The 13,346-nt window shown below is 71.8% G+C and carries 11 protein-coding genes, 1 tRNA gene and 1 riboswitch; of the genes, 1 reads left to right on the forward strand and 11 read right to left on the reverse strand.

Features of this window, described 5'->3' with window-relative positions; genetic code table 11:
• Positions 1-46 precede the first annotated feature (46 nt).
• Positions 47-123: transfer RNA gene (locus CR165_RS23215), tRNA-Met, on the forward strand.
• A gap of 106 nt (positions 124-229) precedes the next feature.
• On the opposite strand, the gene CR165_RS23220 is transcribed toward CR165_RS23215, so the two are convergent.
• The 11 genes from CR165_RS23220 to CR165_RS23270 all read right to left on the reverse strand — a co-directional run bounded on the left by CR165_RS23220 (position 230) and on the right by CR165_RS23270 (position 13,013).
• A complete protein-coding gene (locus CR165_RS23220) occupies positions 230-1,948 on the reverse strand; it encodes an ABC transporter ATP-binding protein (RefSeq protein ID WP_109519279.1) in 1,719 nt (572 codons plus the stop codon).
• An 83-nt stretch (positions 1,949-2,031) separates the two neighbouring features.
• On the reverse strand, positions 2,032-3,411 hold the full coding sequence (locus CR165_RS23225; protein WP_181378339.1) for an SAF domain-containing protein: 1,380 nt from the start codon (positions 3,409-3,411) through the stop codon (positions 2,032-2,034).
• A 105-nt stretch (positions 3,412-3,516) separates the two neighbouring features.
• Positions 3,517-4,203 carry an EI24 domain-containing protein gene (locus CR165_RS23230; RefSeq protein ID WP_109519281.1) on the reverse strand — a complete coding sequence of 229 codons (687 nt, stop codon included), beginning with the start codon at positions 4,201-4,203 and terminating at the stop codon, positions 3,517-3,519.
• A 122-nt stretch (positions 4,204-4,325) separates the two neighbouring features.
• The gene (locus tag CR165_RS23235; protein WP_109519282.1) at positions 4,326-5,561 is read right to left on the reverse strand and encodes an ABC transporter substrate-binding protein; all 1,236 of its coding nucleotides are present in this window, start codon (positions 5,559-5,561) and stop codon (positions 4,326-4,328) included.
• An 82-nt stretch (positions 5,562-5,643) separates the two neighbouring features.
• Positions 5,644-7,269: a long-chain-fatty-acid--CoA ligase gene (locus tag CR165_RS23240; protein WP_181378340.1), complete on the reverse strand. Its 1,626-nt coding sequence runs from the start codon at positions 7,267-7,269 to the stop codon at positions 5,644-5,646.
• Positions 7,270-7,331: 62 nt separating this feature from the next.
• Positions 7,332-9,122 carry an acyl-CoA dehydrogenase C-terminal domain-containing protein gene (locus tag CR165_RS23245; protein ID WP_109519284.1) on the reverse strand — a complete coding sequence of 597 codons (1,791 nt, stop codon included), beginning with the start codon at positions 9,120-9,122 and terminating at the stop codon, positions 7,332-7,334.
• A gap of 15 nt (positions 9,123-9,137) precedes the next feature.
• Positions 9,138-9,536 carry a MerR family transcriptional regulator gene (locus CR165_RS23250; protein WP_109519285.1) on the reverse strand — a complete coding sequence of 133 codons (399 nt, stop codon included), beginning with the start codon at positions 9,534-9,536 and terminating at the stop codon, positions 9,138-9,140.
• Between the two features lie 77 nt (positions 9,537-9,613).
• Positions 9,614-10,435 carry a peptidoglycan-binding protein gene (locus CR165_RS23255; RefSeq protein WP_109519286.1) on the reverse strand — a complete coding sequence of 274 codons (822 nt, stop codon included), beginning with the start codon at positions 10,433-10,435 and terminating at the stop codon, positions 9,614-9,616.
• Between the two features lie 87 nt (positions 10,436-10,522).
• Complete coding sequence (locus CR165_RS23260) at positions 10,523-11,530, reverse strand: ABC transporter substrate-binding protein (protein ID WP_109519287.1); 1,008 nt, start codon at positions 11,528-11,530, stop codon at positions 10,523-10,525.
• A gap of 8 nt (positions 11,531-11,538) precedes the next feature.
• Positions 11,539-12,285, reverse strand: a complete 747-nt coding sequence (locus CR165_RS23265; RefSeq protein ID WP_109519288.1) for an ABC transporter permease — start codon at positions 12,283-12,285, stop codon at positions 11,539-11,541.
• Positions 12,282-13,013 (reverse strand): ABC transporter ATP-binding protein, encoded by a 732-nt coding sequence (locus CR165_RS23270; RefSeq protein WP_109519289.1) that lies wholly within the window; start codon positions 13,011-13,013, stop codon positions 12,282-12,284. Before CR165_RS23270 ends, CR165_RS23265 begins: the two co-directional genes overlap by 4 nt.
• A riboswitch (TPP riboswitch) is annotated at positions 13,008-13,118 on the reverse strand. Its footprint overlaps the gene before it by 6 nt.
• Positions 13,119-13,346: the final 228 nt, after the last annotated feature.

Below are 13,346 nucleotides of genomic sequence, written 5' to 3' on the forward strand. Positions count from 1 at the left end.
GGGCCACCAAGCCGGAACTTAACAAACACACGGATACTCTCACCACCGCGGGGTGGAGCAGCCCGGTAGCTCGTCAGGCTCATAACCTGAAGGTCACAGGTTCAAATCCTGTCCCCGCATCCAAATCACACAAAAAGCCACCCCAAAAGGGTGGCTTTCTGCGTTGGGGGCCGGTTCTGGCGTCATGAAAATCCCCGGGTGGGAAGGCTCATGGCCTTCCCACCCGCTTTCAGGCCGTCCCGGCCTGTACCGCATGCAGACGGCGGTAGAGCGGGGATTGCCTGAGCAGATCCTCGTGTGACCCGCGTGCGGCGATGCCGCTGCCATCCACCACCACGATGCTATCCGCGTCGCGGATCGTCGCCAGCCGATGGGCGATGACCAGGGTGGTGCGTCCTTGCGACAATTCCGCCAGGGATTCCTGGATGGCGCGCTCCGTCTCCGTATCGAGCGCCGAGGTGGCCTCGTCGAGGATCAGGATGGGCGGGTTGCGCAGGAAGATGCGGGCAATCGCCAGGCGCTGCTTCTGCCCGCCCGAGAGCTTCACGCCCCGCTCGCCAATCAGCGTCTCCATCCCCTCGGGCAGTGCAGCGATCACGCTGTCCAGCCGGGCGCGCCTGGCCGCGTCGCGGATCTCCGCCTCGCTGGCGCCGAGCCGGCCATAGGCGATGTTCTCGCGCAGCGTGCCGGCGAACAGGAACACATCCTGCTGCACGATGCCGATCTGCGCGCGCAGCGAGGCCAGAGTCATGCGCCGGATGTCGATCCCGTCGATGGTGATGCGCCCCTCCTGCACCTCGTAGAAGCGCGGCAGCAGGGAGCAGAGCGTTGTCTTGCCCGCACCCGAGGCCCCGACGAAGGCCACCGTCTCTCCCGCGCGGATGGTGAGGTCGATGGAGCGCAGCACCGGCGCGCCGCTCCCATAGCTGAAGGAGACCTTCTCGTAGCGGATCTCGCCACGCAGGGGTGGGGCAGGGGCCGCATCCGGCGCGTCGGCGATATCGGGCTCGGTGTCGAGCAGCTCGGTATAGCGGCGGAAGCCGGCGATGCCCTTCGGATAGGTCTCGATGACGGCGCTGATCTTCTCGATGGGGCGGAAGAACACGCCGACCAGCAGCAGGAACCCCACGAAGGCGCCGTTGGAGAGCTGCCCGTTCAGCACGTAGTAGCTGCCGGCGATCATGACGATCATCTGGGTCAGCCGCATGCCGAGATAGTTCAGCGACTGGCTGGCGGCCATGATGCGGTAGGCCTGCAGCTTGGTGGTGCGGTAGCGCGCATTGTCGTGGGCGAAGAGGGCGCGCTCATGGTCCTCATTGCCGAAGGCCTGCACCACGCGGATGCCGCCCACCGCCTCCTCGATGCGCGCGTTGAAGGCGCCGACACGGCCGAAGAGCTGCCGCCAGGTGGTGGTCATGCTGGCGCCGAAATGCGTCGAGCCCCAGGCGATGACCGGCACCACCAGCGCGGTGAGGAAGGCCAGCTCCACATGCACGGTGAACATCAGGATGAAGGCGCCGATGAGCGTCATCACCGCCAGGAACAGATCCTCCGGCCCGTGATGCGCGACCTCGCCCACCTCCTCCAGATCCTTGGTGACGCGGGCGACGAGATGGCCGGTCTTCTGGTTGTCGTAGAAGCGGAAGGAAAGCTTCTGGAGGTGGTCGAAGGCCTTGCGGCGCATCTCCGTCTCGATGTTGATGCCGAGCGCATGCCCCCAGTAGGTGACCACGGCCATCAGCCCGGTGTTGACCAGGTAGATGGCCAGCAGCCCGGCGGCAGCCAACAGGATCAATCCCCAGTCGCCGCCCGGCAGCAGCTCATCGACGAAGAGCTTCACCGCGATGGGAAAGCCCAGCTCCAGAAGCCCGGCCAGCACGGCACAGGAGAAATCGAGCAGGAACAGCCCCCGATGGGGCCGGTAATAGGCGAAGAAGCGCCGCAGCATGCGTGGAAATCCGGTCCGTTCCGCGGCGCCGCGGGAAGGCGGCGCCGGCCCGCCTTCCGTATCGTCCGGTCAGCGGGCCGCGGTCAACCGGCGGGCAACCGTGCCTCCTGCGCGGCGCGCAGCCGCCACAGGGTGCTGCCGGCCGGGGGCTCCACCATGTCGCGCGTCAGCACGGCGCCGGCGGCCACGGCGCGGCGCAGACGCAGGCCCACCGCCATGTAATAGGGCAGGGGCGCGTCCGGCGCCTCGGGCATGGTCGGCCGCAGCAGCGGCTCCAGCCCCGGCACGGCATGGCGCGTGCCCTCGATGGCCAGGACATGCCCCGCCGGCAGGTCGCGCGTCGCCTGGGCCAGCAGGTCCACGCGCTGGGCGTAGTCGGGGCCGACCATGGAATGGCGCATCGCCCCCGCCGCCATGATCGAGGTCGGCGCCTCGACGCCGAGCAGGTGGGACGGATTGTAGATCAGCGCCCGCCGCCGGTCGGCCGAGACGGGGATGCCCTTGCCGGCGAAGAGCCCGCCGGTGCGCGCATCGGCCAGCTCCACCACCACGTAGACGCCGCCGGCGAAGCTCGCCTCGTCTGGCCGGCGCAGGCAGTTGAACACGTCGAGCCGTCCAGGGCCGGAGAGCAGCCCGCCCGTATCACGCGGGCCATACAGTTCCGGCAACTCGACGGTGCGGGCGAGGGGGGCGTGGAAGGTGTCGCGGTCGGGCAGGATGCCGGTGGCATTGGCCACCAGCGTCATCTCACAGGAATCCGGCACCGTGCGCAGCGGCAGGCTGGAAAGCAGCGCCTCGCGCGCCTCCACGGTGGCCGCGGCATCCTGGCCCAGCGCCCAGTGGCGCAGCATGCCGGGGGCGTGCACGCGCTGCTCCAGCCAGGTGACCGTCTCGGTCGCAGGGTCCAGCACGAAATCATATTCGCTGCTCTTGCCGGCGGCGACGATGGGCAGGCCCAGCAGCCGCGCCCAGGAGACGAGGCCGATCAGCAGCGCCGGCTGGTCGCCATCCACCAGCGTGTAGGGCACGCCGGCGGCGGCGGCCTGGCGGGCCAGTTCCGGCCCCACCACGCATTCCGCCTCCTTGCTCACCATGGCCACGCCGATGCCGGCGGCGATGGCGGCCTCGGCATGGGCGGCGCCCGCCTCGGCATGGCCCGTGGCCTCCACCACCATGCCGAGCGGCAGGCGCAGCAGGTCGTCCAGCCGCTCGCACAGGGCCAGGGCGCCAGCGGCGCGGGCGGCCTCCGCCTCGGCGGCATTGGAACAGCGGCGGTGCGGCATGCCCATCTCGGTCAGCGCCGCCGAGACGCGGGCGGGGTCGAGGTCGTAGGCGGCGACGATGTCGAGCCCGCGCATCCGCCGCGCCTGGGCGATCAGCGAGAGGCCGAACTCCCCGGCGCCGAGCAGGGCGGCCTGCACGGGCCGCTCCAGCGCCGGTTGGAACAGGGTCTGGAACTGCATGGGGCGTCTCCTTCGGCGCAGGTTCGTGGCTGCTATTATTCTGTATACCGAAGGCAGTATAGAAAAAGCCCGATGCAGGCGTCCAGCCGGCATCGAGCGGAAGGCTCAGGCGCGCGGGGCCGGAGTGCCGTCGGCGCGGCGGTGGAACAGGTGGGTCATGGCGGCGGTGCCCAGCACCGGCACCAGCAGGTTGGCCACCGGCACCACCGCCAGCGCGGCCAGCGCGCCGCCCAGCGCCAGCACCTCCGTGCGGCGCGCGCGGCGCAGCAGGTTGGCCTCCGCCACCGGCAGGCGGCGCTGCGCCACGCCATCGAACAGCCCGTATCCGACCGAGACGGCGGCCACCGCCCAGAACAGCACCACCCCCACGGGCGGCGCCACCAGCCCGAGCGGCAAGATCACCAGGCTCAGCGCCAGCAGGCGGAGGGACATGCGCAGGCCGGCCCAGACCTGCGCCGCCAGCGAAGCCCCCCGGGCCTCCGGCAGGCCGGGGTAGAAGCGGCGCTCCACCGCCTCCGCCACGTCGTCGAGGAACAGGCTGGTCAGCGCCAGCAGCACCGGCACGAACAGCCACACGGACAGGACCAGCACCAGCGCCCCGCCCAGCAGCCCGGCCAGGGTGGCAAGCCAGCCCTCGCCGCCGGCCAGGACGCCGACGCCCCAATCCGCCAGGAAGGCGAGCCCGGCGAAGGCGAGGATGGAGAGGCCCAGCCCCTTCAGAAGCGGTGCGCGGAAGCCGGGGTCGGTGATCTGCCGCAGCGGCAGCGCCAGGCTGGTGGCGACGGCCTTCATGGCTGCCGTTCCGGGGCGGGCGAAGGGTTGGGCATGGCCTGCATCTCCCCCCGGCTGGCGGGAGGCCGCCGGGGCGGCGCCCTTCTAGCGCCGCCCCGGCCGCTCTCCCAGCGGCCCCCCGATCAGGCCCGCGTCATCGCGCAGCCGCCCTCGGCCATGGGGCGGAAAGCCTCCTCGGCCGCGGTGGTCTGCACCAGCTTGTAGTAGTCGAACGGCCCCTTGCTCTCCTGCGGCGACTTCACCTCGAAGAGGTAGGAGGGGTGCAGCTTGCGGCCATCGGCGCGGATGGTGCCGGCGCCGAAGGCATCGTCATCGGTCGGCATGGCCTTCATCCGCTCCACCACGGCGCGGCCGGAGCGGCGTGCCGCCTCCGGCCCGAGATCGGCCACTGCCTTCAGGTAGTGCAGCGCGCCGGCGTAGCAGCCGGCATGGATCATCCCCATCGGCAGCCCGGCCGGCATCTTCGGCGTCACGCGCCTGGCGAAGGCGCGGGTGCGGTCGTTGAGGTCCCAGTAGAAGCTTTCGGTCAGCAGCAGCCCCTGGGCGTTCTCCAGCCCCAGCCCGTGCACGTCGGCAATGGCCATCAGCAGCGTGGCCATCTTGGCGCGGCGGGTGAGGCCGAATTCGCGCGCCTGCTTCACCGCGTTCACCGTGTCCGCCCCCGCATTGGCGAGGCCGATGATCTTGGCCCGGCTGGCCTGCGCCTGCACCAGGTAGGAGGAGAAGTCGGTGGTGGAGGGGAAGGGGTAGCGCGCGCCGCCCAGCACCTTGCCGCCCGCCTCCTCGACGAAGCGGGTGGTGTCCCGCTGCAGGTGGTGGCCGAAGGTGTAGTCGGCGGTGATGAAGTACCAGGAATCGCCCCCCGCGCGGGTCAGCGCGCCGCCGGTGGACTTGGCCAGCATGTAGGTGTCGTAGGTCCAGTGCACGGTGTTGGGGTTGCACTGGGCGCCGTGCAGGTCGGTGGTGGCGGCGCCGGAATTGACGAAGACCTTGTCCTTGTCCCGCGTCACGCCGGCCACGGCGAGCGCCACGGAGGAGGTCGGCACGTCCAGGATCATGTCCACCCCCTCCTGGTCGTACCAGCGGCGGGCGATGGTGGAGCCGGTGTCGGCGCGGTTCTGGTGGTCGGCCGAGAGCACCTCGACGGTGATGCCCGGATGCGCGGCCATGAACTCCTCGGCCGCCTGGCGGGCGCAGGCGACGCTGCCCGGCCCGGTGGGGTCGCGGTAGGGGCCGGACATGTCGGTCAGCACGCCGATGCGGATGGTCTGCTTCGCCTGGGCGCGGGCGGAGCGCCCGGCCAGCAGCGCGGCACCCGTGCCCGCGAGCAGATGACGACGCGGAAGGATGATATTCATCTGACGCACGCTCCCTGTTGTTCTTGTCATTGCCGGAAAAAGATGAGGGTCCGGGGGAATTCCTTCCCCCCGCCTTGCTTCCTCAGACGTCCGCCGTCTGCGCGTAGAGCTGCCGGATGCGCGACTTGAGCAGCTTGCCCGTCGCCGTGTGCGGCAGCTCCTCGACGATGCGGATCTGGTCGGGGATGCACCAGCGCGCCACGCGCCCCTCGAAATGCGCGCGCATCTCCTCGTTCGTCAGGCTGGCGCCGGGGCGCAGCACCACCACCAGCAGCGGCCGCTCGCCCCATTTCGGGTCCGGCCGCGCCACGGCGGCGGCCTCCTGCACGGCGGGGTGGGCGACGGCGATGTTCTCCAGCTCGATCGAGCTGATCCACTCGCCGCCGGACTTGATGACGTCCTTGGTGCGGTCGACGATGGCGACATAGCCATCGGCATCCATCGTCACCACGTCGCCCGTGTCGAACCAGCCGGGGGTGGCGTGGGCCGGGCTGTCGGGCGCCGCGTGATAGGCAGCGGCCACCCAGGGGCCGCGCACCAGCATGCGGCCAAAGGCCGTGCCGTCGCGTGGCACATCCTGCCCGTCGGCGCCGACGACGCGGAACTCCATGCCGTAGAGCGGCCGCCCCTGCTTGCTGGCGAGCGCCAGGCGCTGCGCTGGCGTGGCGCCCTGGTGCTTCGCCTTGGGCGAGGCGGCGAGGCCGATCGGGCTGGTCTCGGTCATGCCCCAGGCGTGCAGCACGGAGACGCCCATCGCCTCGAAGCGCTCGATCATCACCGCCGGGCAGGCGGAGCCGCCGATCGCCACGCGCTTCATCGGGCCGGCATCGCGGCCATTCGCCGCCATCCAGTCCAGCATCGCCATCCAGACGGTGGGCACGCCGGCGGAGAAGGTGACGCCCTCGGCGGTGATCAGCGCGTGCAGGCTGGCGCCGTCCAGCTTCGGGCCGGGCAGCACCAGCTTGGCCCCCACCATCGGCGCGGCATAGGGGATGCCCCAGGCATTGACGTGGAACATCGGCACCACCGGCATCACCACCGAGGCGGCGCCGATGGCGAAGACATCCGGCATCGCCGAGGCCATGGCGTGCAGCACCGTGGCGCGGTGGCTGTAGAGCACGCCCTTCGGCGCGCCCGTGGTGCCGGAGGTGTAGCAGAGGCCGCAGGCCTCGTTCTCGTCCAGCGCCGGCCAGTCGAATTCGGCCGGCTGGCCGGCCAGCAGCGCCTCGTAGCAGAGGAAGGGCGGCAGGCCCTCGGCCTGGGGCGGCATGTGGGCGGCGTCCGTCATCACCACGATGGCGCGCACCGTGCCGAGCCGGCCGGCCAGCCCCTGCAGCAGCGGCAGGAAGGTGAGGTCGGCGCAAAGGATGGAATCCTCCGCATGGTCGATGATGCCGGCGATCTGCTCGGGGAAGAGGCGCGGGTTGATGGTGTGGCAGACCATGCCGGCGCCGGCCGTGGCGTAGTAGATCTCCAGGTGCCGGTAGCCGTTCCAGGCCAGGGTGCCGACGCGGTCTCCCGCGCCCAGCCCCAGTGCCACCAGCGCGTTGGCCAGGCGCTGCACCCGGGCATGGGTCTCCGCATAGGTGGTGCGGTGGATGGGTCCCTCGACGGTGCGCGAGACGATCTCGGTGTCGGCGTGGAACTCCGCGGCGTGGCGCAGCAGGGATGGCACCAGCAGCGGCACGTCCATCATCAGCCCTCGCATCGTGTTTCCTCCCTGGGATTTTCTTGATTGTCGGGCAGTGGCGGCGGAGGCGGTCGGCGCGGTCAGTAGGCCTCCTCGGGCAGGGCGAGCAGCGGCGCGGCGCCCTCGGCCAAAGCGAGGTCGAGCGCCACGCTCTGCGGCAGAAGGCGGGCCATGAAGAAGCGCGCCACATCCAGCCAGGCCCGGTGGCGCGGCGTGGCGGCCCCCCCGGCCCGCAGCGCGGCCAGCGCCATGCGCGCCCACATCCAGCCCAGCGCCACCAGCGCGAAGAGCCGCAGATAGTCGGAAGCCGCGGCGCCGGTCTCAGCCGGGTTGGCGGCGGCGCGGCGGGTGAGGCGGGCCGTGGCGGCCTCCAGCCGCTTCAGCGCGGCGGCCAGCGGCGCGGTGTAGGCCTCGGCGCCGAGGGTGCCGCCGGCGGCCTCGATCTCGGCCCGCACCAGCGCGAAGAAGCGCGCGGGCAGCGCGCCGTCCTCCACCGAGAGCTTGCGGCCCGCGAGGTCCATGGCCTGCACGCCATTGGTGCCCTCATAGATCTGCGCGATGCGGGCATCCCGCACCAGCTGCTCCATGCCCCATTCGCGCACATAGCCATGCCCGCCCAGCACCTGCTGGCCGAGCACCGCCGCCTCGAAGCCGAGATCGGTGAAGGCCGCCTTGATGACGGGGGTGAGCAGCGCGACATGCCCCTCCGCCTCGGCCCGCGCGGCGGGGTCCGGGTGGCGGGCGGCCTCCTCCATCCGCAGCGCCACCCACAGCGCCAGCGCCCGCCCGGCGCCGGTGAAGGCGCGGATGGTGAGCAGCATCCGCTTCACGTCGGGGTGAACCAGAATCGGCTGCGCCGCCTCGCCCTTCTCGCCGGCGGCGCGGCCCTGGCGGCGCTCCCGCGCATAAGCCACCGCGCCCTGATAGGCGGCCTCGGCGATGCCCAGCCCCTGGATGCCGACGAAGAGGCGCTCGGCGTTCATCATGGTGAACATCGCCGCCAGCCCCCGGTGCGGCGCGCCGACCAGCCAGCCCGTTGCGCCGTCATAGTTCATGACGCAGGTCGGCGAGGCGTGGATGCCCATCTTGCGCTCCAGCGCGCCGACCGACATGGCGTTGCGCGCGCCGGGCCGGCCTTCCGCGTCGGGCAGGTATTTCGGCACCAGCACCAGGCTGATGCCGCGCACGCCGGGCGGCGCGTCCGGCAGCCGCGCCAGCACGAGATGGACGATGTTCTCCGCCATCTCGTGGTCGCCGGCGGTGATGAAGATCTTGCCGCCGGTGACGCGCAGCGATCCATCGGGCTGCGGCTCGGCGCGGGTGCGCAGCAGGCCGAGATCGGTGCCCGCCTGCGGCTCGGTCAGCGCCATGGCGCCGCACCATTCGCCCGAGACCAGCTTCGGCAGGTAGCGCGCCTTGAGGTCCTCCGAGGCGTGGCGCTCGATCGCCTCCACCGCGCCGCGCGTCAGGCCGGGGAAGAGGCCGAAAGAGAAGTTGGCGGAGGCCATCATCTCGTCGAGCAGGATCTGCGCGGCGCGCGGCAGTCCCTGGCCGCCCCATTCCGGCGCCTGCGACAGCCCGCCCCAGCCGCCCGCGACAAAGGCGGCATAGGCCTCCGTGAAGCCCTGCGGCACGCGCACCACGCCGTTCTCCAGCCGGCAGCCCTCCTCGTCGCCGCTCCGGTTGAGCGGGGCCAGCACGCCGGCGGCGAAGCGCCCCGCCTCCTCAAGCACGTCGCGCAGCAGGGGCAGGGGGTCGCCCTCGGCGCCATCCGGTGAAAGGGGGGGGAGCGCGGCCAGGGCGGGGCCGGCCTGCAGCACCTCTTCCAGCAGCGCCAGCATCTCCTCGGTGGGCGGGTGGTAGGCGGGCATGCGGGGCGGTCTCCCTCAGGCAGCGTTGTGGCAGGCGCAGCGGAGGCGCGCCTGCGCATCCTCATGCATCGCCTCCAGCTCGGTGATGGTCTCGTCCAGCTCGCGGCGCATCTGCCGCAGCTCGGCCAGCCGCGCCTCGATGCGGGCGAGGCCGAGGCGGAACTGCGCCGCGTTCGGCCGCCCGGCGCGGTACTGCGCCAGGTATTCGCCGATCTGCTCCAGGGAGAAGCCGAGGCGCCGGAATTTCTGGATCAGCCGCAGCCGGGCATGGTCGCGGTAGTCATAGACCCGCGCCCCGTCCTGCCGGCGGGGATGCAGCAGGCCGCGCGCCTCGTAGAAGCGCAACGCCTGCGCGGTGAGCCCGAACTCGCGCGCCAGCGCGGAGACGGACCAGAGCTTCGCCCGGTCGGCCACGCCTGCTTCTTCCTCCCTGTCGGGCGAAATCAGCGCATGGCGGCCGGGCTAAAGTCAACTTGAGAGTGTGGGGCCGCTCAGGCGGCGCGTGCCGGCGCGGCGCCATCCCCGGCCGGCAGCAGGGCCAGCACCGCGCCATCCAGCCCGCCCGGCGGCAGCCCGGCCTCGGCGCGCAGCACCGCCAGCCCGGCCAGGCTGCGGCGGCCGAGGATGCCGTCGATCGAGCCGTCATACAGGCCGCGCGCGCGGAGCAGGCGCTGCACGGCGCGCACCTGCTCCAGCCCCGGCCAGGGCAGGCAGGCCTGGGCGCGCGCCAGCCAGGCGAAGCGGTCCTGCAACCCCACCAGCCCGCCATTGATGCGCCGGCTGAGGCCGGTGAAGTCCCCCGCGTCGCAATAGGGGTTCAGCGCCTTCCAGACCCAGACGCCGCAGGCCACCGCCAGGGCGTGCTGCGGCGAGGCGGCCAGCTCGGGCTGTGCCTCCAGCGGCAGGCCGGCAAGGGCGCCCACGGCGCGGTACGCATCCCGCCCGGTGAGCTGGAGGTAGCCGCGCCCGCGGTAGCGGTAGCCATCGCCCGGCCGGTCATTGCCCATGCGGCCGCCATAGACGCGCTCGGCCAGCGCCTCGGGGTTCCGCGCGCAGGGCGTGGCGGCCGCCAGGGTGGGGAAGCGCGCCGGCCACACCTGCATCAGCCGCGCGGCGGAATAGGACAAATTCTCCTCCACCCGGCGCAGCCCCTCCGATTCATGGCCGAGCTGGGCCAGGAAGAAATGGCAGCGCGCCGGCCGGGCGTGCAGCCCGGCCTGGTGGAACAGCGCCGTGGCGGAGGCGAGGAAGGCGCTGCGGTGCGCCTCGGGCGCCTCGGGGAAAAGCTGCTGGAATTGCGCGGCGGAGAGCATGGCGGACCCCTTCGCTAAGGCTTATTTTCCTAGCAAAAGGGCTGCGCCGTAGTAAAGGAATATATACCTAGATCGGTAATGACGCCGTCAGGCCACCGGCAGTTCCACCGCATATTGCTCCAGCGGCGGCACGGCGCGGATCATCTTCCGCCCCTCCAGGAAGCGGGCGAAGCGCTGATAGCGGTTGGCATCGAGCGCCGCGGGGGCGAGGGAGAAGCGGTTCAGCGTATCCTTGAAGGCGCGGCGGTTCAGCTCGCTGTCCAGTTCCCGCCGCTGGCCGGCGATGAACATGGTCCAGCTCTCCTCCGGGTTGTTGACGAGGAAGGTGGTGGCGGCCTCCAGCGCGTCCATGAAGCGGCGCAGCGCGGGGTCCTTCACCCGGTCCCGGTGCGCCACGTAGATCAGCTCGTCATAGATCGGCATGCCGTGCTGCTCGGGATAGAAGGCGCGGCCGGGGCGCTTCTCGATCTCCATCTGGTGCAGCTCGAAATTGCGGAAGCCGCCCAGGATGGCATCCACCTGCCCCGCCATCAGCGCCGAGGACAGGCCGAAATTGACGTTGACCAGCGTCACGTCGCGCGAGGAGAGGCCGACCGTGCCCAGGATGGTGTCGAGCGCCACCTCCTCGAAGCCGGCGGTGCTGAAGCCGACCTTCTTGCCCTTGAGGTCCTCCAGCCGCTTCACCGGCCCGTCGCGCAGCACGGAGAGGGTGGAGAGGGGCGTGGCCACCAGCGTGCCGACGCGCGCCAGCGGCAGGCCCTGGTCCACCGCCAGGTGCAGGTTCTTCTGGTAGTAGACGCCGAGATCGGCCTGCTTCGCCGCCACCAGCCGGGGCGGGTCGTTCGGGTCGGCCGGCGCCACCAGCCGCACCTCCAGCCCGGCGCGGGCGAAGTGGCCGCCCTCCTGCGCCACGATGATCGGCGCGTGGTCGGGGTTGACGAACCAGTCCAGCAGCAGGGTGAGCTTGGCCGGGGTGGCGGTGGCGGCGGGCGCCGGGGACTGGGCCGGGGATTGGGCCTGGGCGGCCCCGGCGGTGGCGGCGGGCAGGGCGAGGGCGGCGAGCGCCGGCAGCGCCCGGCGGGAGATCGGGGTCATCGGTTTCCTCACGCTTCTTCGGAGAGCTGGTCGGGCTGCCAGGGCAGCAGCGCCCGCAGCAGCCGGTCGGTGGCGAACCACAGCGCCATGGCCATGGCGGCCAGGAGGGTGAGCGCCGCGAACATCATGTCCGTCTGGCTGCGGCCATTGGCCTGCAGCATGACGTAGCCGAGCCCGGCCGAGGCGCCGACCCACTCGCCCACCACGGCGCCGATCGGCGCCACGGCGGCGGCCACGCGCAGGCCGGAGGCCAGGCCGGGCAGCGCCGCCGGCACGCGGATGCGCCACAGCACCGCGGCGCGCCCGGCGCCCATGGTGGCGGCGAGGTCCAGCCAGCCCGGCTCGGTGCGGCGCAGCCCGTCATAGAAGGCGGTAGCGACGGGGAAGAAGATGATCAGCGTGGCCATGGCCACCTTGCTGGCCAGCCCATAGCCCAGCCACAGCACCAGCAGCGGCGCGATGGCGAAGACCGGGATGGCCTGGCTGGCGATCAGCAGCGGCAGCACCCAGCGCCGCGCCCCGCGCCACGCCGCCAGCAGCAGCGCCGTGCCGACGCCGAGCAGCGTGCCGAACAACAGGCCGAGGACGATCTCGGTTGCGGTGGTGCCGGCATGGCCGAGCAGGATGTCCCACCGCGCCACCAGCGCCGCGGCCACGCGTGTCGGCGCCGGCAGCAGGAAGGGGGGCACCTCGCTCCACCACACATAGCCTTCCCAGGCCAGCAGCAGGCCGATCGCGGCGATGAGCGGCCTCATGCCGCCTCCGCCAGCCGCTCGAGCAGCGCCGCCTGGGCGGCCAGCACATCCGGGTCGTGCGCGGCGCGCAGCGGCGGGGAAGGGGGCATCGGGTGATCCTCGGGCACGGCGCCGTCCTCGCCGGGGCGCAGCACCAGCACGCGGTGGGCGAGGCGCAGCGCCTCCAGCGGGTCGTGCGTCACCAGCAGCACGGTGCGTCCCTGGAGCAATCCGGCAGCCAGGGATTGCATGCGATGCCGGGTCGGCGCGTCCACCGCCGAGAAGGGCTCGTCCATCAGCACGAAGGGGCGGTCCTCCATCAGCGTGCGGGCCAGCGCCGCGCGCTGCCGCATGCCGCCCGAAAGCTCGGCCGGGCGGGCGCGCTCGCGCCCCGCCAGCCCCACCGCCGCGATCAGGTCGCGCGCCCGCGCCGCATCGGGGCGTTGCCCGCGCAGCCGGGCGCCGAGGCCGACATTTTCCGCCAGCGTCAGCCAGGGCAGCAGCAGGTCCTGCTGGCCCATCCAGGCGATGCGGCCAGCCAGCGGCAGGCCATCGGCGGGGGCGATGCGGGTGCCCTCGGGCGCCGGCAGCAGCCCGGCCAGCAGCCGCAGCAGGGTGGATTTGCCGACGCCGGAGGGGCCGAGCAGCGCCGTGACCTCGCCACCGGCGAAATCGAGCGCGAGCCGGCCGAGCACGGCACGGCCGCCGAGACGGATTCCAGGCAGGGAAACGCCAAGCGAGGGCGCCATTGCGATCACCGATCCCTTCGCCGGCATGACCCGGATCAGGTTCTAGGGGTCGCAGGGCCCATCCCTGCCTCTCAGCCCGCGAATCGGACTCCCCCCGGGAGGCCAGCAATATGAAGCCCGGAATTGTGCCTGTCGAGGTATCTAGGTTATCCCGGCCCGGAATAACTCCAACAAGCGGCATCGAGACTGCTATGACGACGGGACTTAGTGCCCGTTTGAGAATGCGGGTGTTGAGGTGTTCAGGGGACATCGTGTGCCCAGATGGGCTGGATGTGGACCAAGGAACACCGTGCCCGCCAGGCAGCCTTCGAGCGGCGCCGCTATCCGACAGAC

The sequence above is a fragment of the Teichococcus aestuarii genome (genome assembly GCF_003116135.1).
GTDB classification, from domain to species: Bacteria; Pseudomonadota; Alphaproteobacteria; order Acetobacterales; family Acetobacteraceae; genus Pseudoroseomonas; species Pseudoroseomonas aestuarii.

Bases quoted from the DNA above. Each gene is read 5' to 3' on its own strand.
- CR165_RS23220 (WP_109519279.1), bottom strand. From the start codon at position 1,948: ATGCTGCGGCGCTTCTTCGCCTATTACCGGCCCCATCGGGGGCTGTTC.
- CR165_RS23225 (WP_181378339.1), bottom strand. From the start codon at position 3,411: ATGCAGTTCCAGACCCTGTTCCAACCGGCGCTGGAGCGGCCCGTGCAG.
- CR165_RS23230 (WP_109519281.1), bottom strand. From the start codon at position 4,203: ATGAAGGCCGTCGCCACCAGCCTGGCGCTGCCGCTGCGGCAGATCACC.
- CR165_RS23235 (WP_109519282.1), bottom strand. From the start codon at position 5,561: ATGAATATCATCCTTCCGCGTCGTCATCTGCTCGCGGGCACGGGTGCC.
- CR165_RS23240 (WP_181378340.1), bottom strand. From the start codon at position 7,269: ATGCGAGGGCTGATGATGGACGTGCCGCTGCTGGTGCCATCCCTGCTG.
- CR165_RS23245 (WP_109519284.1), bottom strand. From the start codon at position 9,122: ATGCCCGCCTACCACCCGCCCACCGAGGAGATGCTGGCGCTGCTGGAA.
- CR165_RS23255 (WP_109519286.1), bottom strand. From the start codon at position 10,435: ATGCTCTCCGCCGCGCAATTCCAGCAGCTTTTCCCCGAGGCGCCCGAG.
- CR165_RS23260 (WP_109519287.1), bottom strand. From the start codon at position 11,530: ATGACCCCGATCTCCCGCCGGGCGCTGCCGGCGCTCGCCGCCCTCGCC.
- CR165_RS23265 (WP_109519288.1), bottom strand. From the start codon at position 12,285: ATGAGGCCGCTCATCGCCGCGATCGGCCTGCTGCTGGCCTGGGAAGGC.
- CR165_RS23270 (WP_109519289.1), bottom strand. From the start codon at position 13,013: ATGGCGCCCTCGCTTGGCGTTTCCCTGCCTGGAATCCGTCTCGGCGGC.